Origin of the sequence: Allobosea eneae, assembly GCF_042657265.1 — a bacterium.
GTDB lineage: Bacteria > Pseudomonadota > Alphaproteobacteria > Rhizobiales > Beijerinckiaceae > Allobosea > Allobosea eneae.
The window spans coordinates 25,973-46,376 of record NZ_JBHSLW010000064.1 but is presented as its reverse complement, the minus strand read 5'-3'; the positions used below and the strand labels follow the sequence as shown (position 1 = coordinate 46,376).

At 65.0% G+C, this 20,404-nt stretch carries 15 protein-coding genes and 1 pseudogene; 3 read left to right on the top strand and 13 right to left on the bottom strand.

The genetic code is table 11. The features are described 5' to 3' along the window. Positions 1 to 93: 93 nt before the first annotated feature. From ACFPOB_RS26850 to ACFPOB_RS26790, 13 genes and pseudogenes are all read right to left on the bottom strand, one after another. Positions 94 to 243 (bottom strand): annotated as a pseudogene (locus ACFPOB_RS26850) (DUF736 family protein); the annotation flags it as partial. A 353-nt stretch (positions 244 to 596) separates the two neighbouring features. Then, the gene (locus ACFPOB_RS26845; RefSeq protein WP_377801354.1) at positions 597 to 1,523 is read right to left on the bottom strand and encodes an ArdC family protein; all 927 of its coding nucleotides are present in this window, start codon (positions 1,521 to 1,523) and stop codon (positions 597 to 599) included. Positions 1,524 to 1,786: 263 nt separating this feature from the next. Further along, positions 1,787 to 2,374 (bottom strand): hypothetical protein, encoded by a 588-nt coding sequence (locus tag ACFPOB_RS26840; protein ID WP_377801353.1) that lies wholly within the window; start codon positions 2,372 to 2,374, stop codon positions 1,787 to 1,789. 399 nt (positions 2,375 to 2,773) lie between these two features. After that, complete coding sequence (locus tag ACFPOB_RS26835) at positions 2,774 to 3,094, bottom strand: hypothetical protein (protein WP_377801352.1); 321 nt, start codon at positions 3,092 to 3,094, stop codon at positions 2,774 to 2,776. Further along, positions 3,094 to 3,987, bottom strand: coding sequence for a DUF7007 domain-containing protein (locus ACFPOB_RS26830; protein WP_377801351.1), 894 nt, complete (start codon positions 3,985 to 3,987; stop codon positions 3,094 to 3,096). The genes ACFPOB_RS26835 and ACFPOB_RS26830 overlap by 1 nt, the downstream gene beginning before the upstream one ends. Further along, positions 3,984 to 4,457, bottom strand: a complete 474-nt coding sequence (locus tag ACFPOB_RS26825) for a hypothetical protein (protein WP_377801350.1) — start codon at positions 4,455 to 4,457, stop codon at positions 3,984 to 3,986. The genes ACFPOB_RS26830 and ACFPOB_RS26825 overlap by 4 nt, the downstream gene beginning before the upstream one ends. A gap of 96 nt (positions 4,458 to 4,553) precedes the next feature. Further along, positions 4,554 to 6,242, bottom strand: a complete 1,689-nt coding sequence (locus ACFPOB_RS26820; protein ID WP_377801349.1) for a ParB N-terminal domain-containing protein — start codon at positions 6,240 to 6,242, stop codon at positions 4,554 to 4,556. 270 nt (positions 6,243 to 6,512) lie between these two features. Then, on the bottom strand, positions 6,513 to 11,618 hold the full coding sequence (locus ACFPOB_RS26815; protein ID WP_377801348.1) for an N-6 DNA methylase: 5,106 nt from the start codon (positions 11,616 to 11,618) through the stop codon (positions 6,513 to 6,515). Positions 11,619 to 11,730: 112 nt separating this feature from the next. Continuing rightward, on the bottom strand, positions 11,731 to 12,126 hold the full coding sequence (locus tag ACFPOB_RS26810; RefSeq protein ID WP_377801347.1) for a DUF3085 domain-containing protein: 396 nt from the start codon (positions 12,124 to 12,126) through the stop codon (positions 11,731 to 11,733). A 12-nt stretch (positions 12,127 to 12,138) separates the two neighbouring features. Next, complete coding sequence (locus ACFPOB_RS26805; protein ID WP_377801346.1) at positions 12,139 to 12,741, bottom strand: DUF1419 domain-containing protein; 603 nt, start codon at positions 12,739 to 12,741, stop codon at positions 12,139 to 12,141. A 141-nt stretch (positions 12,742 to 12,882) separates the two neighbouring features. After that, entirely contained in the window at positions 12,883 to 13,839 is a 957-nt protein-coding gene (locus ACFPOB_RS26800) for a DUF3991 and toprim domain-containing protein (RefSeq protein ID WP_377801345.1), read from the bottom strand. Positions 13,840 to 14,034: 195 nt separating this feature from the next. Then, positions 14,035 to 14,220 carry a hypothetical protein gene (locus tag ACFPOB_RS26795; protein ID WP_377801344.1) on the bottom strand — a complete coding sequence of 62 codons (186 nt, stop codon included), beginning with the start codon at positions 14,218 to 14,220 and terminating at the stop codon, positions 14,035 to 14,037. A 341-nt stretch (positions 14,221 to 14,561) separates the two neighbouring features. Next, positions 14,562 to 15,200: a hypothetical protein gene (locus tag ACFPOB_RS26790; protein ID WP_377801343.1), complete on the bottom strand. Its 639-nt coding sequence runs from the start codon at positions 15,198 to 15,200 to the stop codon at positions 14,562 to 14,564. A gap of 102 nt (positions 15,201 to 15,302) precedes the next feature. Here ACFPOB_RS26790 and ACFPOB_RS26785 point away from each other — a divergent pair, with 102 nt between their 5' ends. The 3 genes from ACFPOB_RS26785 to ACFPOB_RS26775 are packed head-to-tail and all read left to right on the top strand — an operon-like array spanning position 15,303 to position 20,401. Next, on the top strand, positions 15,303 to 16,484 hold the full coding sequence (locus ACFPOB_RS26785; protein WP_377801342.1) for a Fic family protein: 1,182 nt from the start codon (positions 15,303 to 15,305) through the stop codon (positions 16,482 to 16,484). Positions 16,485 to 16,508: 24 nt separating this feature from the next. Further along, on the top strand, positions 16,509 to 18,491 hold the full coding sequence (locus ACFPOB_RS26780; RefSeq protein WP_377801341.1) for an ATP-dependent nuclease: 1,983 nt from the start codon (positions 16,509 to 16,511) through the stop codon (positions 18,489 to 18,491). Positions 18,492 to 18,493: 2 nt separating this feature from the next. Beyond that, a complete protein-coding gene (locus ACFPOB_RS26775) occupies positions 18,494 to 20,401 on the top strand; it encodes a UvrD-helicase domain-containing protein (RefSeq protein ID WP_377801340.1) in 1,908 nt (635 codons plus the stop codon). Positions 20,402 to 20,404 lie beyond the last annotated feature (3 nt).

The window sequence follows — 20,404 nt, the reverse complement described above, 5'->3', positions numbered from 1 at the left end:
ACGGTCCGCCATTATGCGGAGCGGCACGGCGACAAAACCCCGCAAAACCGCGGCTGCCAGCCAACGACTCCGCATAATCCCGCGCTACGCATAATCCACGGTGCCCGCCAGGATGCGGAAGGCCGGACCCTTTTCGGATGACCGCTCCGGGCGCACCATCTTGGCTTTGACGTTGAGGTTGAGGGTCTTGATCGTGCCGTTGAAGCCGTCGCCGTTCGAGGTGAAGCTGCCGATGATCGCCATGTCGTAATTCCTTCTGGTTGCTCGAGGCTATCGCCCATCGCGGCCTCGATGGCAGTCGAAAGACCGGAGGCGCTCGACCTGCATCCTGAAGGGACCGCAACGCAGTGAAGGACGGCCGGGAGCGCCTTTCTTGTCCCGCGAGGAATGGGACCGCAGGACCCAGGGGATGAAAGTCGTGGACGGCCGTTGCAGGTGTGAGAGCGAGACGGCGCGCCAGCGACGACGGCCTCCGGTCAGACATGCCCAACGAGGACGCAGTGGACGGAAAGGCCCTTGGAAACAGCCGGGGAACGCATGGTGGTAGCGCCCTGCACTGATCCCTAACTGCATCCGGCATCATCGAGCTCGGCTACTCACGCAGCCTCCGCGATCGAGCTGGTCTGCGGCTGAAGCCCGTGGAGATAGGCGACGGCCCGCTGTGCATGCGCCGCGGCCGCAAAGATGAAGCGCTTGTCGCTGGACAGAACCGCGAGCCAGGAAGCGAGATAGCTGGCATGATCTGGACGCGGCTCCAGCTCCGGCGTGATACCGAGATCGGCGCAGAGGAAGCAGCTTCCAAGTTCCGCGATCAGCTCCTCGCGCGCCCGCTCGCTCCGGTCGTTGCCGTAGCGGCTGAGATCGCGGTTCACGCGATGCGGGGCCGCCGTCCAATGCGTCACCTCATGGCTCAGCGTCGCGACATAAGAGCCCCCGTCGCGAAACATCGCGAAGGGCGGCATCTGAATGTGGTCCGTCGCGGGAGAGTAGTAGGCGCGGTCGCCGCCATGTCGGATGACGGCGCCGGTCTGGGCGAAGAAGCGATCAGCATGATCGATCCGCTCGATCGGATCACGCGACCATTCTGATTGCCCGCGATCATCGGCGGGCAGGCCGTCGATCTGCTCGGCGTTGAAGACCGTGTAAAATTTGAGGAACGGAATCTCGCGATCGACGGCGTCGCCCGAGGCATCGGTTTCGGTTTTCTTGAAGCGGCTTGCGAAGACAACCGTCGAGCCGCTCTCGCCCTTGCGCACAGCGCCGCCGAGTTCGAGCGCCTGCTTGAACGTCATCCAGATCGGCAAGGAGAAGCCGTGCGCTGCGGCTTCAGACCAGAGCAGGAGCACGTTCATCCCGCTATAGGGCAATCCGTTATGCCGCAGCGGCCGTGTCACGCCTCCGTTGCCGTTTCCGGAACGCCATGGCTGCATCCACGGCCGCACGCCCTTCTCCAGATCGGCGACGATCCTGTCTGTGATCCGCGCATAGATGTCCGCGCGAGGTTTCTCTTCTGACCTGCTCATGATCCAACCTCCATCGTGGAGGTCGCGCTGATCGCGACCCCGTCACGGAGGTCGAAAAGCCTGGGGTCAGGCGATGGCTGCACCCGAAGGGCTGGAACGAAGTGGAAGACGGCGAAGCCGTTGCAGCCGATGCCGTCCCGGCCAAGACCGCCGACCGGGACGGGTCGCGATCGCCGCGGCCAACCCGCTCTTCTCTGTTTCGCCAGGCTCGCCTAGGAATTTGATAGATGACGAGCGGGGCTTGGCGCCCCGCTCGCGCCGGCTCAGCCGAAGGCGGCCATCTGAACCGCTGCCGCCTTGCGATCGACGGATGGACTTGTGGTCTCGGCGGCTCGCTCGAAGGGCTTCCACCTCTCGCCGATGACCTGCTCGTAGGCCGTGACCGCGCCCTCGGCCGCCATCAGCAGCGCATGGGCCTGGACGCCCATATCGGCTGCAAATTCTCGCTTGCGCTGGGCGGGGCCGTCGAAGCCGACCGGGCCATCGACATCCTCGTCGCGAGCGTCGCAGGCCGATTTGGCGGTGGCGTCGCGCGCCTCGGTGACCGCGCGGGAATAAAACTGCCCGGCGCCATGAGCCGAACCGACATAGGCCCCGACAATGCGCTGCAGGTGGATCTGCATGGCCCGCTCGCCGAGCCCGTCCTGCAGGCTGGCGGCCGTCTCGACGATCAGCCGCTCGTGCATGTCGCGGATGCCGTCGCCGTCGAGGACCGGGAGCCCGAAACTCTCGGAGATAAGGATCGCCTGCTGAGCGTTGGGGCAGGCAAGCCGGGTCATTTCGATGGTCGTGCTCTTGCGGAGCGGCACGACGCGGGCGGTCTGTCGGGGTGAATGTGCGGTCTTGGCCATGGGAAAGTCCTTTCTTCGGTTGCGCCCTTGGAGCCGGATCGGCGCTTGGCCGTCGTCCCCTCGGGTGCGGTCGACCCGAACCGTCGAAAGCTCTGGCGCATCAGGGCACGGCCTATGCCAGGCGAGCGGACGAGGCTTGCGAACAAGCAGGGCGCAAGCCCTTGCGAAGGACGCCAGCCCCGTCTGCGAGATCGGCGGAGGCCGGCCGCCACGCGGCGCGGCACGCGGCCTTGAAGCGCCTGGCCGACGGTTCAGACCGCAGCAAACCCGAGAGGACAAGGGCCAGCCCGGCCTCGCCTCAGTGACGCAACCGAAACGGACACTCGGGGCCTCGTCCACATGCGCCGCCGATTGCCTCCGATCTGACGGACCTGCAACGCCCGCCCTCCGCATCACCGGTCACGCCGCGCGCGAAAGCGCTATCTGTTGTCGCTCGTAATGGGCGGCGATGGCCTGATCCTGCCGCGAAAGTTTGCGCGACAGCGCGTCGATCTCCGGCTGACGCTCGACCGTCAGCGCAGCATGCGTCGAGCGATAGCGTTCCAGAACCGTGCATGCGCCGGACGATTTCCCTCGGCGGTCCCCATGGCGTCTTCGCTGCTGCGGGACCAGCGCAGCCGCCCGGCGCGTGATCTGGCGGTCGATCAGCTCGAGCTGGCGCTGAACCTGCCGGCGCGCCTCCTCCATGCGCGAGAGCTGCGCCAATGCGTCGGGCGCCATCATGACCGTGACGCTCCGCGCTGCCAGCCGATGAAGCTGGAAGGCCCGCCATAGACAGCTTTACGGCTCGGATCGATGACGAAGCCGAACCGGCCGACCGCATATTCGTCCGCGGGAACGAGAAAGCGGCGCTCCTCGGTGCCCGCGCCGCGCCGGCCGCCGGGCGTGGCGACGCACTCGACAAACCCCTCGTGATGTCCGGATGCGATTGCCGAGACCACGATCCAGTCGTCGGCATGCGCCTCGTGGAAGGCACGCCGGTCCTTCTCGTAGGATTCACCCGGTCCGAGCACGACGCCGAAGATCGTCTCCCATGCGTCGGGCCAGCTATCCTTGACCGAGCGCTCGGCGCAACGCCGCTCAAAACTGGTGAAAAGGTCGGGGAAGGTGATGGCGACGATCGCCCAGGCGCAGTCCTCCTCGTACCAACCGTCCATCGCTCGCAGGAGTGGGTGGACATGTTCGTTCCGCTCGGCCGAGAGCTTGAAGCCACCATGGCCGGCGGTCGAATGGGATTCGACGCCCTCGGCGTAGACAGTCGCGCCATGTGAGATGCCCCATGGCGTCTGCGCCCTGCTATGGACCTCACGGCGACCGAGCGTTCTCTTGTCACGCTGATGCTGAGCGTGCTCCAGAACCTTGGCGCGAAACGCGGCCTCATTATCCAGTTCGCCGGAATGGCCGTAAAAATCGGACCGACGCCATTCCGCGAGTGGCCGCGCGATCTGCCAGCCCGTCGCGAGATAATGCCGCCCGTCGAGCGTCGACAGCATGGCGAAGGCACTGTCGCCGACGCGGGCGACCGGGAAACCCTCAGCCGACCGCCCGAACTCGATCTCTGGATTTGCAGGAGCCGCATCGGTCGCGGTATCGCAATCGAAGGCGCCTTTCATGCCGCTCTCCCCTCGATGATAGCGGCGCCGACCTCGTCGGCTGTGACCTCCTCTAGCACTGCGCGCGGATAGCCATGACGGGAGAGCCATTCCTCCGCAGCCGGCCGATGCGACGCGAGATGGACAAGCTCGGCATCCTCGCCAGGCCGGTCGAAGACGCGCACGGAACCGATCGTCGGGCGCTCGACAACGCTGAAGTGCAGCGAGGAGTCGAGCGAGAAGGTGCGATGGACGCGGATGGCCACCACGCCGCCAGCGCCGAGATCGGCCTCATGCAAGGTAAAGCTGGCGGACAGGCTGAGATTGCCCATGCTTCTGCCGGGCTGCTTCCGGATCAGACGGCCCTTGCCGTTATTGGTCAGCCAAGCCGCGAGTTTCTTGGTGAAGCGCTCCGGCGGGCGCGGCATGCCGTCGGACCAGGCGATGATCGAGCCGATGGGGGCATTGTCGAAGATGGCGTGCGCGGACATTTTGTCCTCCGTGATGGCGCGGCGTGGAAACGAAACCGCCGCCGGCACGAGGGCCGGCGGCGGGATGTCGATCGGACGTGAATGAGGAGGTCGGGGCTATTCCGCCGCGACGCGGTAGGCCTCGTCGATCGTGTCAGGATCGACGTCGTCGAGTGCAGCGGCATCGCCGGACCCGATATCAGCATCGTCCGCCGTGACGTCGGCGTCGTCATCCGCGCCAACCACGCTCTTGGACCGCCAACTCGCGACCTCGGCTGCTGTTGGCGCGAACGCCGCCGACGGATGGACGAAGCGCTGCTCCTTCAAATGCTCGACGAGCGCGGCGCGCGTATCCTTCACCCGGGCGCGCGGAAGCACGGGCGTATCCTTGCAGGAGCGCTCCAGCGCCTGGCGCGACAGGCACGACAGGAACTCCTCCGTGCCCATCGTGGGCAGGTATCCGTCCGCACCGATCGCGTCGCCGGCGAGGCGTGCGACGATGCCGCTTTTCGTCCGGTTTTCGCGGGCGGAGAGGACGTCGATCAAGGCGGACCGGGCCGCGACGCGCAGCGTGTCCCGATCGGAGGTGAGCTTGCCGTCGCCATCGACCAGTTGCACGGCATGGCGCTCCATCCCGGCAAACCCGTAGACTTCGTCGGACGCCCCCGACTGGACCGAGATGTTGCGACCGGCGAGCGCGAGCACGAGCAGCGCCATCAGCGTGTCGTCCTCGATTGGCGCTCGGGCCAACGCCTCGTGCAACGCGTCGGTGCGCAGATCGCCGATCATCTCGACGCCCTTGCGCGTCACGTCCGGCCGGGGCTTCGGCATGACGATCGCCTCGTCGGCCTCCGCCTCGTCCGCACTTTTCTTCTTCGGCTCCGGCAGCCGAAAGTTTACGCTCTGCACCTTGCCCTCGCGGTCGAGATACATCGCAGTGCGATCGCTTTTGCCCGGCTTGCCATAGACCCGCTCGGCCTTCGGCGGCAGCACGACCTCGCCATAGTTGTTGACGTCGGTGATGACACCGCGCTTGGGCAGGTGGATGGTCATCCATTCCTGCTGGGCGCCGAGGAACCCCTCGACATTGGTGGTGTAGCGGCTGTCCTCGTCGGCCGGCGCAAACAGATCCTCGACCCATGAAATGCCATAGGCCTGGGCGAGATCGTCGCCGAAGCTCGCGTCGCGCGCGTACATGCGCTTCTTCGACAAAGCATTCGCCACGCTCCACCAGGACACCTGCGGGTCGCCATTCTTCGGCTTCTGCGCTTTCCAGACCTCGCGCTGCTCGTCGAGATTGGCGGCCGCGATCGCGCGCAACTGCTGCTCGTTGGGCATGTCGCCTTTCGCCATGTGATCGAGCATCGCAGGCAGCACGTTCGCCAGCAGCCTGAGCTTCTTGACCTGGCGCACCGGCAGTGCGAGCGCGACGCCGATCGCTTCTTCCGTCCAGCCGAGCGCGACGAGCCGCTCGATCGCCCGCCACTGATCGACCGGGTTCAACGGATCGCGGGCGATGTTCTCGACCATGCTGCGCATGGCGCCGTTGTCGTTGGCGGCATCGACCACCAGGACGTCGATCTCCTCCAGACCGGCCGCGATCGCCTGCCTTACGCGGCGGTGCCCGGAATCGATGATGTAGCCATTGCCGCCATCGCTTTCCGGCGCGATCACCGGCGGCTGGACGAGGCCGACCGCCTTGATCGTCGCCAGCAGCAACGCGTCGGCCTGCGGAGTGGATTTGGTCTGACGCGAGCGATCGGAATTCTCCTTCAGCGCGCGCGGATCGACTTTCATGAGATGCATGGGGAAGCTCCTTCAGAGGGTGCAGGACATGGCCTCGACCTGTCCGGTTCAGTCTTCTTCCCGAAGACCCCTCTCAAGCCCGCGGAGCGGACAGGCCGGTGCAACTGCGGCCGAGCATCTCGGCCCGGCCGGACGAGCGGGGCATAAGCCCTGCGAAGGACGACGGGCCGGAATCGCGACGGCGGCGGTTGAGCGTCAGCGTCACCGGAATGGCCGGTCGGCGAGCAAGATTCATTTTTCTCTCTCGCCCGCTCTCCGTCCTTTCTCAGATCAAGCAGCGACCGGGTTCATCGCACCCGGCCGGTCGATATCGCTCGCCAGCGCCGTCTCGATTTCGACCAACTGTCGGCGCTTCTCCGCCAGCTCGTCGCCGAAGGCGAACGTGCCACCCTCGCGCGACCGATACGACGCCAGCCTGCATTGGGCCTCAGTGAGCCGCTGACGATACCGCTCCCGCTCGCCCTCAAAATCCCCGAGCGCGTGTTCGAGCCGCGACACCGCGCCGAGCGGCGAGACTGTGACCGGCAGATCGATCTCGTGCTCAGCGCCGGTGCGAAGCAACATCGTCTCATAGCGATAGCCGTCGCGCCCGCCGCGCTGGCCGCTGAACTCCAGGTCAAACCCGCCGACCTTGGCGATGGTCACCTCGCCCTCCTGCCGCATCTGCACGAGGGTCAGGATCTCCTTGAGCAAGGCGCGACCGGCCTCCTTGCGCTCCACATAAGCCTTCTCCGTCACGGTCATCGCGAAGGCGTCGCCGGCCGTCGGCACGAGGCGCTCGATGTCGCGCCCGATCTCGTCAATCCGGCGGGTCGAGACCGCGCTATCCCGTTCGGCATCGCGAAGCTGCCGGCGCACGGCGAACTGATCGTCCTGATGAGCGGCGCGTAGGCGCTCGAGCCGGGCGATCTCGGCCTCCAGCCCGGCCTTCTGCATGAGCCGCTGATCGCCTGATGCGATCGCCTTCGCCATGGCGAACTGACTGGCCTGCCCATCGCCCAGATCCTCCAGCCGGCGGATCGAGGTGTCGCCCGAAAGCGCCGCGGCGATGAAGCGGGCCTTTCGCTCGTTGTTCTGCCACATGGTGGCGTCGAGCGAGCCTTGCGTGGCATAGGCGAAGATGTCGATCTCGTCGTGCTGGTTGCCCTGCCGCACGATCCTGCCCTCGCGCTGCTCGATCTGCGAGGGCAGCCAGGGCACGTCGAGATGATGCAGCGCCTTCAGGCGGAGCTGCGCGTTGACTCCGGTCCCCATCGTCTCCGACGAGCCGATCAGGAACCGCACCTTGCCGGCGCGGACATCGCCGAACAGCCGCTGCTTCGCCTCCGACTTCTTGAAGTCCTGCATGAAGGCGATCTCGGAGGTCGGCACCCCACGACGGACGAGCTCGTCGCGGATCCAGCGGTAGGCCGAAAACCCCCTGCTCTTCTCGACGCTGATCGTGCCGAGATCAGAGAAAATCATCTGCGCGGCGCCGGCGACCTCATACGGCTTGCCGTCAGTGCGGACGTAAGCCGCATCAGCGGTCTCCCGCCAGATGCGCAAGGCGTTCGCGATCAGCAGGTTGAGCTTGTTCTCAGGCTCGTTGTCGTTGTCGGAATCGACAAGGCGCAGATCGATCGCGGCATGACGGCCATCGGTGATGACCGAGAGCAGGATGTCGTCGCCGGGTTCCGCCGGCCGGTCGCGCATCTCGATCGCCTTGATGCGCTCGTCGAGCAGGCGCTGATAGGATTTGAAGGCCGATGTCGGCTTGGCAGTCAGGATCTGACGACGGCCGGTCGAGATCGCCGGCACCTTCACATAACGCCGCAAATCGTCGGGGAGCACGACGTCCGCGAAGCTCCGGAACATCGCGATGAGTTCGGGCACGTTGACGAAGCTCGCGAAGCGCGAGACCGGCTTGTATTTGCCCGATGGCTGCAGCTCGAGTTCGGTCGTGGTGTCGCCGAAGGTCGAGGCCCAGGCGTCGAACTCGTGCAGCCCGCGTTGGTGAAGCGCTGCAAGGTCCATCAGGCGCTGGACCGAGAACATCTCGCCGAGCGTGTTGGTGATCGGCGTGCCCGAAGCCAGCACGAGCGCTCGGCCGGGGTTCTTCGTCTCGACGAAGCGCGACTTTACATATAGGTCCGAGGCGCGTTGCGAGCCGTTGGGGTCGACGCCCTTCAGCGTCGACATGTTGGTGGCGAAGGACAACTTCCGGAACTCTTGCGCCTCATCGACGATGATCTGGTCGATGCCGAGTTCCGAGATGGTCAGAAGATCGTCCTTGCGGGTCGAAAGCGCCTCCAGCCGCTCCTTCAAGCCCTCCTTCAGGCGCTCGAGGCGCTTTCGCGAGACGCGGTCGTCGGTCTCGACCTTCGTCAAGAGACTCTCATAGAGTTCGAGCTCGTCCTGGATCATCTGCTGCTCGAAGGCGGACGGCACGTCGATGAAGCGGAACGCCGAATGGGTGATGATGATCGCATCCCAGGTCGCGGTCGCGGCGCGCGACAGGAAGCGGTGGCGCTTCTCCTTCGTGAAATTGCTCTCGTCGGCGACGAGGATGCGGGCGTTCGGATAGAGCGCCAAAAACTCTCGCGCGACCTGCGCCAGGCAATGTCCCGGCACGACCAGCATGGCCTTGGCGATCAGGCCGAGACGGCGCTGCTCCATCACTGCGGCGGCAAAAGTCATGGTCTTGCCGGCGCCGACCGCGTGGGCGAGATAGGTCGTACCCGCTGTGATGATCCGCCAGATGCCGCGCTTCTGGTGCGGGTAGAGGGTGAAGGCGCCGCTCGCGCCGGGCAAATTGAGATGGGTGCCGTCAAAGGCGCGCGGCGCGATGTTGTTGAAGCGGTCATTGTAAACCCGCGCCAGCCGGTCGGTGCGGTCGGGCTCAGACCATACCCAGCTCTGGAAGGCCGTCTTGATCTTATGCAGCTTCTCCTTGGCGGCTTCGGTATCGACGACGTTGAGCACGCGTCGCTCGCTGCCGCCCTCTTTCACCGTATCGAAGATCTGCGGGATGCGGCTGTTCAGCGCGTCGGTCAGCAATTCGCCGGCATGGCGGCGGCCGGTGCCCCAATCGAACGTTCCCGCCGCCAGCCAGGCGAGCTGGCGCGCATCCACCGTCCATGACGCCAGCTCCGGCATGTGGCGGATCGTGATCTCGGCGCCCATCGTCTCCTTGACGAAGGCCACGACATCAGACGCTGGAATCCAGGGCGCGCCGAGACGCGCGGTGATGTCGGACGGACCCAGATCAGCAGGCTGGACCGCGACGAGGGCGCGGACGTTGCGGTCGAAGGCGGGGGCGAGCGCAGCAACCGCTTCCGCCACCTTCAGCTTGTCGCGCACCGGCCCCGACAGATAGGCGTCCGCCATCAGCCAGGCGCCGTCGGCCGGGTTCTGGAAGATCGCGTCGCCCAGCTCCGCGACGACATCGGCGACATCCCGATGCAGCAGCTCGGCAATGTGCTCGAGATCGACCCGGCCGCGCTCGTTCAGGACGACGGCAAGGGCGTCCGTGGCGCAGGTGATGACAGGCGCGGCAGGCGGAGCGATGACGCGCTCGCTGAAGAGCGGACCGGGCTTTGCCGTGTCGGTGTCGAGGTCGTAATCCTCGATCGAGGCGACGAGCCAGCAATCGGGATCGTCGAGAAACGGCTGCAGGTTCGGCCGCCGGTGGGATTCGCGGATTTCGCCGGTTGCCTCGTCCTCCGAGAACGAGACCGTCGTGTGATTGATCGGGCCGAAGTCGCGCAAAAAACTCGACCAGGCGATGCGCATGCGAACCTGCGCATCCTTCCAGGGCCGGTCCTGCTCCTGGCAGCTGAGGACCTCGCGCACGGCGTCGCGGATCGAGATCAGCTTCTGGATGATCCGGACGTGCTTTTCCGGGACGCCCTCGGCGCTCCGCCCTTTCCGAACTTTCACCGCGACCGGCTGGCCATCGACGAGCTGCATCAGCCCGCGGCGCGTGTCGACGAAGTAGCTGCCCTCGCGAATTCGGGCCTGCTGCGGGAGCGCGAGATTCGTGTCGGGCGCGGTATCGTCGTCAAGATCGACGGTTTCCGGCTCGCCGTCATAAAGGCTCTCTGGGAGGAGGCGGATGGCAGCGTCCAACGCGGCATCGAGCGCGACGTCGGCCTGGGGCAGGCAGGTATAGGCTTCGCCGAACGGGCCTGAGGCGAGGGCATGCGTGCCGAGCACGAGGCCGGGGTGGCGCGCGAGCCAGCTATTGACGCGGATCGCGCCCTCGTCGGCTGTGGCTTTCCGGACCTCATCGAGATCGATCCAGGCGCGATCGCCGCTCGGCTCACCGGGTTTCCGCTTCCGGAAGAACAGGATGTCGACGACAACGTCCGTCCCGGCGTCGGCGCGGAAGCTTCCCCGCGGCATGCGGATAGCGGCGATCAGGTCGGCGGAATCCGCAATGTGCTCGCGCGCGGAAGCGTCGGCCTTGTCCATCGTGCCGTGCGAGGTGACGACGGCTGCAAGCCCGCCGGGCTTCAACAGATCGATCGACCGCGCAATGATGTAGTCGTGCAGCCGCAAGCCCATCGAACGATAAGCGCGGTCAGAGCGGACCGTGCGATCGGAAAACGGCGGATTGCCGATGGCGAGATCGAAGCTCGCCGGCAGCTCGGTGCGCGCAAAGTCGCCAGTGAGAATGCGGGCGCGCGGCTGCAGCAGCCGGGCGATGCGCGCGGTGGTCGGATCGAGCTCGACGCCGGTGACATGCGCGCAATCGCGAAAAGCTTCCGGCATGAGCGCCGCGAACAGCCCGGTGCCGATACCCGGCTCCAGAACGCGGCCGCCGCGCCAGCCGAGCCGCTGCAGCGCGGCCCAGATTGCCCGGACGATGAACTCCGGCGTGAAATGGGCGTACTGCGTGCAGCGGGCGAGCGAAGCGTAGTCGGCGTCGCTGACCGCATCCTGCAGCGCGCCGCCGATCGTCTCCCAGCCCTTCCGGAACGCCGTCTCGCCCGGTCGCAGGAAGACGCCGTTGGCGAGGTCGGATGCGCCGAAGCCGGTGAAGCGGATCAGCCTGCGCTGCTCGTCCGGCGTCGCCGGCCGCTCCTCGGCCTCGATCTGTGCGGCGAGCCGTATCGCCGCGATGCTGTCGCGAGCGCGATCCTTCCAGCCCCCGGCCAGGCGACGGTCGCCGTCGAGGACGAAATTGACGCCCCGACCAAGCGTTGAGGGCCGCGTCGCGGGCGGAGTGATCCGCTGCGCCGGAGACGGCGGCGTGGGCTCAGGCTCGTCGTCGTCATTGGCCGGGTCGTGGCCGGCGAAGGTGGTGACGCCGAGGCTGAAGGTCGATGAGAGCGCGGTGTTGTTGAAGAGGTCGATAGTGAAAGGATCGAGATTGAGGCGGTGATCTTGCGCCATGGCGAATTCTCCTGTGATCGGGGCGCGCGCCATCGCTCCCGCCGGATTGGGTCCGACGAAAGTTGCGATGGTCGCGGGGCGAGGGATGGGGGCGGCCGGGCAGCCCGGCGGATCAGCGCCGGACCAAGGCGAGCGACAGGGCGTCGTCTGCCATCGCGATCGTGAGATGCGTCGCTGTCGGTGCGGCGTCGATCAACTTCACGAGCACGGCGGCATCGAGAAATTCGACGTCGTCATCGCCGCCAAAGTGCTGGCGCTTGTAATGCCAGTAGTCCGGGTTGGTCTTGGGATCGCACTCCTGGGCGTAGACCACGAGCGGACGCTGATCCTCGGCGAGCTTGCCGTTGGACATGATGTAGACACCCTCATCGCCGACCAACCATAGGCCTGGCCGTTCATCCTTGCCGGCGCTAAGGCCATGCGAATTGCGAAAGCCGCCATTCATGAAAGCGTCGATCCGTCCGCGCGTGATGACGGCGCGGACATCCGTGACGGAAATGCTGAACATTGCCGCCGCCCATCACGCCGCAATCGCGTCGGGCAGGTACCGCAGATGCACGGGGAGCTTTTCGCTGATCTCGCTGTCCGTCAAGCCGTCGAGGAGCCTCAAAGTCGTCCCGTGTCGACCGCCATAGACCGTGACAGCGCGCTTGGCCCGGTCGGGCGCGGGCCAGCGCTCGCCGGCATAGCCGCGATAGTCGTCATGGGTACTCGACCAGATATGCTCCAGACGCTCCTGCCGTGTCATCGCCCGAACCGGTCGGCTTTCGCGCTCAATGATTGCCTCGCGCATGCGCCTGCCGAAATCGATGTCGGCGAGATCGCAGTAGCCATGAAAGTACCGGGCCCGGCCGTCGATCCACAATGTGAAGAAGATGCTGGTGATCGAGCCGGTCAAGAACTCGCGCAGCGCGAACATATCGACCGCCAAGATGACTGGCGGCAGAGCCTCGAACATGTAGTCGTGTTCGGCTTGGCCGATCTCAAACCATTCGCCGGCGTAGAGCGAGCTGCTGTCGTCCGGTCGGCGATCGGGCCGCTGGGCATGGCGGTCGAACATCCGGAACATCTGCCGCCGGTCGGCGACACCCTGGAACACCTTGCGGATCGGGGAGAGGGTCATGAGCTAGCTCCTATGGTCTCGTCAGACCGGAGCGCGGCTCATCCTCGCGACATCGCCATCATCTTCGGCTCTTCCTGACCCCTCCCCCGCGGCCGCTTCCCTGATCGGCCGGGTCAAGGGCCGGCGCAGCCGGGCGAAGCGTCACCCTTGATGCGGCCGGCGGGCATGCGGCAGGCCTCCTCTCCTCTGTCGTCTTTCCACCTCCTCCCTCGCCTTCTCCTTCAAAGCCTCATTCCAATCGTCAGCCGCAGGCCTCAACCGGAGCCAGTCGCAGCCCGCGGCCTCGGCGATCTCGCGCAGCCGGCTGGCATAGGCTTCACCCTGGCTATTGGCGTCTGTCGCTGCGACAAGCTGGGCGCCGGGACGTGCAGCGAGCGTTTGCAGCGCGGCCTGAGTCGCCGGCGACCAGCCGCCGCCGGTGCTGAGATAGAGGCTGCCATCCCGCAGCCCTTCGATCGCCGCGAGGCTCATGGCATCGATCGCAGCCTCGGTGACGCAGAACCGTAATCCCGCGGGCACGCCGAGCCGAAACAGCACCTTTGCCCCGCCGGTCGAAAAGCCGCGCCATTGCGGACCTCGCTCTTCCCATCCGGTGACAATGCCGCCGTCGTCGACATGGGCGGCCCACAGGCTGCCAAGCGGACCCTCCCGCAGCCGTTCCTGCCGAATTGCGGCGCGTAGCACGATTTCGGGGAGATGGCGTTCGTGACGCAGGTAGCGCCAGGTGGCGGAGCCTGGCCGAAGGGCTCGGCGCGCGCGCCAGCGTTCGGCAAGAGAAACAGTGGGCCTTTGCGTGCGCGGTCTTTGCCACGCAGTTTCAGCCGGTCGATACCCGACCAGCTCGGCCGCGCGCAAAAGCACTTCCGTAAAGGCGACGCCATCCAGATGCTGGATCAGCGAAAAGACATCGCCCTTGGCGTCCGATAGCGGATCGAACCAGCCCCTGCCCTCGTGGATCACGATGACAATGTCGCTGCCGCGCCGGTGCTTGACGGCGCGGCGCGTGCTCTCCTTCAGATCGACGGCGAAGCCGGCTTTCTCCAGCACCGCCGCGCAAAGCACGCGCCCCTTCAGTTCCTCGAGTTCTCGTTGCTCCATCATCTTTTCCGGCGCCTTCCGTCCGGCCTCTCTCTTTCATCCACCATTCTGCCCATCAGGCGGCACCACCCCCACCGCCGCGAAGAGCGGCGCGCGCAAGGGCGCGGATCGACGGTCGACGGGAAGTGGAGATCAATCGTCCGCGGCGCAGCCTCCCTTGCGGGTGACTGCTCGCCAGCGGCACTAAGGCCCGGCTCAGTGAGCCGGCCGGCGGTCGTGGGGGTCGAATTCGTGGATGATGCGGAGCTCGTCTGCGTCGTTGATCTCGTCGCTCGGCAGCACTCCATAGGCGCCATCGATCTGGAAAACCGTGACCGCGACCATCAGCGTGCGGGCGATTGCGAAGGCGTGGCTCTGGGCAAGGACAAGATCATTCGACATCGTGAGGCTCCATCCGGGAGCGGGGCAATTCCCGCTCGATGGCTCCTCGAAGGGCCGGGGCCGGTCGCGATCACCGCGAAGGCGTCAGCCGCAGCGGCGGCACGCTCGCGTAGCCGACCCCTTGCGGGTTGATCGTGGAAGATCCGGAACCGGACCAGGACGCCATCCCCAAAGAGCGGGATTGCGCTGCTCTCGGTGGCCAGCCCGTTCGGACGCATCGCTGCACCGGCACGCTGCTCACCCGCACGCTTTACGCTAGATCAGACGCTTTCAAATTCCGGATTGGACGCTGAGCCGACGCTCTATCTCACGCGTGACGCCATAACGCTGGTGCAGATTGATTATGTCGAGTTCGCCCGAGCCGGCGGCCGATGACCAAGCTCCTCCGCCCTTCGGCGTTGCGCGGTACTCAACGACCCCCAGAATTGATGCACGCGGCTCGTCGGCATCTGGCGTAGATCTTCGATGTGTTGCGCGCGGCGGAGCTCGACCTGGAAGAAGGACGGGTGATGGTCAATGCGGAAGCTCTGAAGTTTCCAGAGCACGACTGCTGCGTATTTCGGTGTCAGCTTCTTGTTGCGCCGATAATATTCGAGCGCACCGGTCAGGATCGGATTGTTCTCGGCGGCCGCAAGCCGTTCTAGCGCCTTGATGCAGCTTTGCAGCTGCATCTGCTGGGTAAGCTTTGTGAGACGCCGCTTTGCACCTTCCTGTGAAAGCCGCCGGCCGTCCTCCAAGACGGCGACGTCGAATTGCAGGATGCAGTGCGACCCAACCCAGAGCGTCGCTTCCGTGTAACGGTTAGCGATCTCAAAATGATATCGTAGATCCTGCTGACCGCAAAGTTTGCAGGTCTCGACAGGCGCCTCGTGATCGACCGTGTTCTCGGTGAAAGCCCATTCGGCAAAGGCGGCGGGCAGGGTTCCTGCGACGGAAAGCGGTAGGATGCTGTCCCTGACTCTCTGTGTATAGCCCGACACTCCCGCCTCCGCGCTCTTATTTAAGGCCGCTTACCTTAGCAAAACTGTTATTTAAGCCAAGGGCAGATTGCTTTAACAACGCGATTCGCACATGATCGGTCCATGGTCGAAACTCCAAACGCCAACAACCGGCTAGGCCGGTTCATTGAGGCGCCCGTAGCAGGCGAGATCGTGCGCGCCTTCGTTCCCCCGGCGCTCCCGCCCGAGCCGCCTGTCGACTTGCTCTCGCTGCTTGATCGTCTGAGCGTTGCCGAGCGCGCGCTCGGCCGGCTCGACGGCATTACCGTGCTTCTGCCTCGCCAAGAGCTGTTTCTCTACATGTATGTCCGCAAAGAAGCGGTGCTGTCGTCGCAGATCGAAGGCACACAGTCGACGCTGTCCGACCTGCTCCGTTTCGAAACCGAGGCTCAGGCCGGCGAACCGATCGACGACATCCGTGAAGTCTCCAACTACGTCGATGCGATGATGTTTGGGCTCGAGCGGCTGACCGAATTGCCGCTCTCACTCCGCCTCATCCGCGAGATGCACGCCCGCCTCCTTCAAAGTGGACGCGGCGGCACCAAGAGCCCAGGCGAGTTCCGACGTTCGCAAAACTGGATTGGCGGCAGCCGGCCGGGCAATGCGCTCTTTGTCCCGCCGCCCGTGACGGAGCTCGATGCGAGCCTCGGCGCACTCGAAGCCTTCATGCACGAAGATCAGTCGCGCTTACCCGCCCTCATCAAGGCTGGCCTCCTTCACGTTCAGTTCGAAACGATTCACCCCTTCCTCGATGGCAACGGACGTATCGGGCGCTTGCTTGTGACGCTTTACCTCTGCGTCCACGGTGTCCTTCGCAAGCCGCTCCTTTATCTCAGCCTCTATCTGAAAACACGGCGCGCCGACTACTACCGCCTTCTCCAGGAAGTTCGCGAGCGCGGCGCCTGGGAAGCTTGGCTCGAGTTCTTCCTCGACGGTGTCGCCGAGACCGCCAACCAGGCATTCGAAGCGGCGACGCGCATCGTCGGTTTGTTTAAGGAAGATCGTGAACGCATCACGGCCGAGAGCGAGCGCGCCGGATCGGCCCTGCGCATCCACGACCTGATGCAGCAGAACCCTTACGTCACAAGCAACCAGCTCGTCGAGCGCACGGGCCTATCTTCGCCGACCGTAAACGCCGCGCTGGCTGACTTGGAGCGCCTTGGCATCGTCGAAGAGGTGACCGGCCGTCGCCGCGGCCGCGTCTTCGGGTATCGGCGCTACCTCGCCATCCTCAGCGAGGGCACCGACCCGCTTCCGACAACCTGAACATTAGCAACGAAAGCTCGTCCTTTGCGTCTCGAAAGCGTCTCCATCTCTGGCTTCCGCTGCTTCGGCCCAGACCCGCTTAAAGTCCCGCTCAGCCCCGAGGTCACCGCCGTCGTTGGTCCCAATGCCGCCGGCAAGACCGCGCTGCTGAAGGCGCTGTCCAAGGTATTCGGCGTCAGCCGCGCCGAGCGCACCATCCAGCGTTCCGATTTTCACCTGGCTGCTGACGCCGATCCAGACGACCGCACTGCAAAAAATCTTGTTATCGACGTCCTAATCGCGCTTCCCGAGCTTACGGACGGAACTGCGACCACCGAGACCGTCGCGCCGTCCTTTCGGCACATGCTAATCACGCGGGAAGACAAGACCCCAGTCTGCCGCATGCGTCTCGAAGCACGCTGGGAGGATGACAGCACAGTTGAAGGCGAGGTATCCCAAGATCTTTACTGGGTCGACACGCTGGACGAGATCCCGGCAGATGCGAAGAAGCATCCCGTCCCGCCCGCCGATCGCGGCCTCATCCAGCTCTACTATACGCCGGCGAGCCGTGACGCCGGCGCGCAGGTGCGCGCTACCACGGGCGCCCTGGCCGCCCGCCTGCTCCGCGCAATCGAGTGGTCTGATGATGCTCGAAACAAGGTCGATAAAGCCACCAACGCACTGACGGAAGCATTCGAAGGCGAGGCCGCGATCAAGGCGATCGCCAAGGCCCTGCGCACGCGCTGGTCCGCACTCCACGACGAAGTTGTCGACACGAAACCTCGTCTCAGTCTGGTCAGCCGCCGCTTCGAGGAGGTGGTCGGTAAGATCGCGGTCATGTTCGAGCAAGGTCCCGACGGGCACGAACGCGGACTCGATGCCCTCAGCGACGGCCAGCAATCGCTCTTCTACTTTGCGCTCACGGCCGCCGTCTTCGATATGGAACGCCAAGTCGTGACCGGAAAGGTCGCAGGCTTCGCCAAGGATCAGCTACGCATTCCGGCGCTCTCAATCTTCGCGCTGGAGGAGCCTGAGAATCATCTCTCCCCTTACTTCCTCGCCCGCATTCTCCGGCAGGTCCGTTCACTGACGGGCAATAGCGGCGCGCAAGCGCTCGTCACCAGTCACTCGCCCGCGGTGCTGAGCCGTGTTGACCCGCGCGAGGTTCGATATTGCCGCTGCGATGCTGAGACCCGCGTCTCCACGATCAAGAAGATCAAGCTGCCGAAAGGGGTTGGCGAGGAAGCGAAGTTCGTCCGCGGCGCCATACTGGCCTTTCCCGAGCTCTATTTTGCGCGCTTCGTTCTCCTTGTCGAAGGTGACTCCGAACGCGTTGTGCTCCCGCGCCTGGCCGAGGCGCTCGATCTCCTGGTTGATCCGGCTTTTGTCGCGATCGTTCCGCTCGGTGGACGCCATGTGCAGCACTTCTGGCGACTGCTGGCGCAACTCGACATCCCCTACGCGACGCTGCTCGACCTGGATCTAGGCCGCGCGGGCGGCGGGTACGGCCGGGTCAAGACCGCGATCGAGAAGCTTATCGAGATCGGCGCGCCAAAGGACGAATTGCTCCAAACTGACGAGGGCGTGCTCAGCAACGAGGCCTTCGGCAAGATGCACACCTGGACGACTGAAGGCGAGCACGAGACGCTGCGCGGCTGGATCAACGCGCTAGCGACCTATGGGGTCTACTTCTCGGAGCCGCTCGATCTCGATCTCGCCATGCTGGCGGCGTTTCCGGATGCCTACAAGGCAATAATACCCGCAGGCGGCGGGCCGCGGATGGAGGTCGAAGACGCGACCAAAGCCGTGCTGGGAGCCAAAGGTCCTGGCGTAGCGCTCTACACCGGCCCCTATGAAGATCATCAGCCGCTCTTCCCCGCCTATCGCTACCACTTCCTCACACAAAGCAAGCCGGCGACCCACCTCGCCGCGCTGACTCATATGAAGAAGAGCGAACTGAAGGCCGACATGCCAGAGGTGCTCGCCGCGCTTCTCGCGCATATCGCCAAGAACCTGAAACGCGACTGATCATGGCCGTGCTCGCACGCCGAATCCATTCTGACGACTGGGCGCCATCCGGAGTCGAGGCGCTCGAGGCCAATGCGATGCTCGTCGCCAAGTCCGACGATAATCGCTCCGTCATCGCCGGTCCTGGCGCCGGCAAGACCGAGCTGCTTGCACAGCGCGCCGCCTTCCTACTGCAAACCGGCTCGGCGCCATCGCCGCAACGTATTCTGGCGATCAGCTACAAGCGCGATGCCGCCACAAACCTTGCCGCGCGCGTGCGTCAGCGCTGTCATCGCACCCATGCCGCGCGGTTCGATTCGATGACCTTCGACGCTTTCGCCAAAGGGCTCGTCGATCGGTTCGGCCAAGTGCTGCCCGAACGTTGGAGACCGCGGCCCGATTACGAAATCATGTGGACCAACTATGACCTGTTCAGCGAATTCCTTCGGCGACAGGTCGGATCTCCGCCAGCATCAATCGGCACGAGAGCCGAAATTCAAGCGATCGGTGTCAACGCGTTCGAACGCCGTCACCTCGTCGGGCGCCCGCTTTCTGTCGAGGGATGGGTGCGTCCCACGCCCGCGCAATGGGCCGCCGGCCGCTTTTGGCAATCCGCCCTGCACGAAGGCCCGAAGACCCGCCTGTCGTTCCCGATGATCGGCCGGCTTGCCGAACTCCTGCTGCGGCTGAACCCGATCGCCCGTGAGGCACTGCGCCTGACCTATTCGCACATCTTTATGGATGAGTTTCAGGACACCACCCAAGTTCAATATGATCTGGTCAAGACCATCTTCCTGGGATCCAACGCCACCATCACGGCGGTCGGCGATAACAAGCAGCAAATCATGCGGTGGGCGATGGCGATGGACGACCCGTTCGCCGCCTTCGACACCGATTTTGCTGCCACGCGCACCCCGCTGTTCAACAACTATCGTTCCTCGCCCGAGTTAGTGCGGATCCAGCATATTCTGGCCCAAGCGCTCGACCCCGGCTCCGTCCAGCCAGTGTCGAAAGCCAAGCCGACGATCGACGGCGACAGCTGCGCCATCTGGGACTTTGCGACGCCCCAGATCGAAGCGGCGCGCCTCGCCGCCTTCGTCGCGGCGGAGATGAAAGCACGTGGCCTTAGCCCGCGCGAATTCGTGCTACTCATCCGGCAGCGTGCCGACCGCTATGCGGCCGTGCTCGAGCCGGCCTTTAAGGCCGCCGGACTTGCGCTTCGAAACGAGGCAAGCATGATCGGAGCCGTCGCGCTGCAGGACCTCCTGCCGGACGAGGCCTCGCGGCTCATGATTGGCCTCCTTCGTCTCGCCACGAACCCCCGTGCAGGTCGGTATTGGTCAGAGTGCCAAGAAGCGTTGTCGGCGCTTCGGGGGATCGGCCCGGACGATGAAGCCGCTCAGGAGCGTTTTGCGCGCGCGCTCGATGACTTTACCATTGACCTCGCAAAGCGCCACCCAACGCCGCCGGCAGACCGCGCCGCAGTCGTCGCACTGGTCCGCGAGATCGTTGCCTTCATCGGCCCCGACCGCCTCCTCGCAACCCATCCCGCGTATGCGCAAGGCGGTTGGCTCGGCAAAGTTCTGCAGGCGGCAGTGCTGCACCTGACCACGTCGGCCGCGAGCGCTCCGGACTGGGCGGCGGCGCTCGATACCTATGAGGGCGTCCACGCGGTCCCCCTCATGACGATTCATAAGAGCAAGGGGCTCGAATATCATACCGTGATCTTTGTCGGCCTCGACGACGACGCTTGGAGTCGTAGTTTTATCGAGGACCAGGTCGAGGCGACGGCGGGCTTTTTCGTGGCGTTCACCCGCGCCAAGCAACGCGTTCTCTTTACCTACTGTGCACAGCGCGGTGCCAGGGTCACCATCGACAGCTTTTACCAGCTCTTACTCGGCTGCGGTGTGAAGATTCTGACGATCCGCTGACCT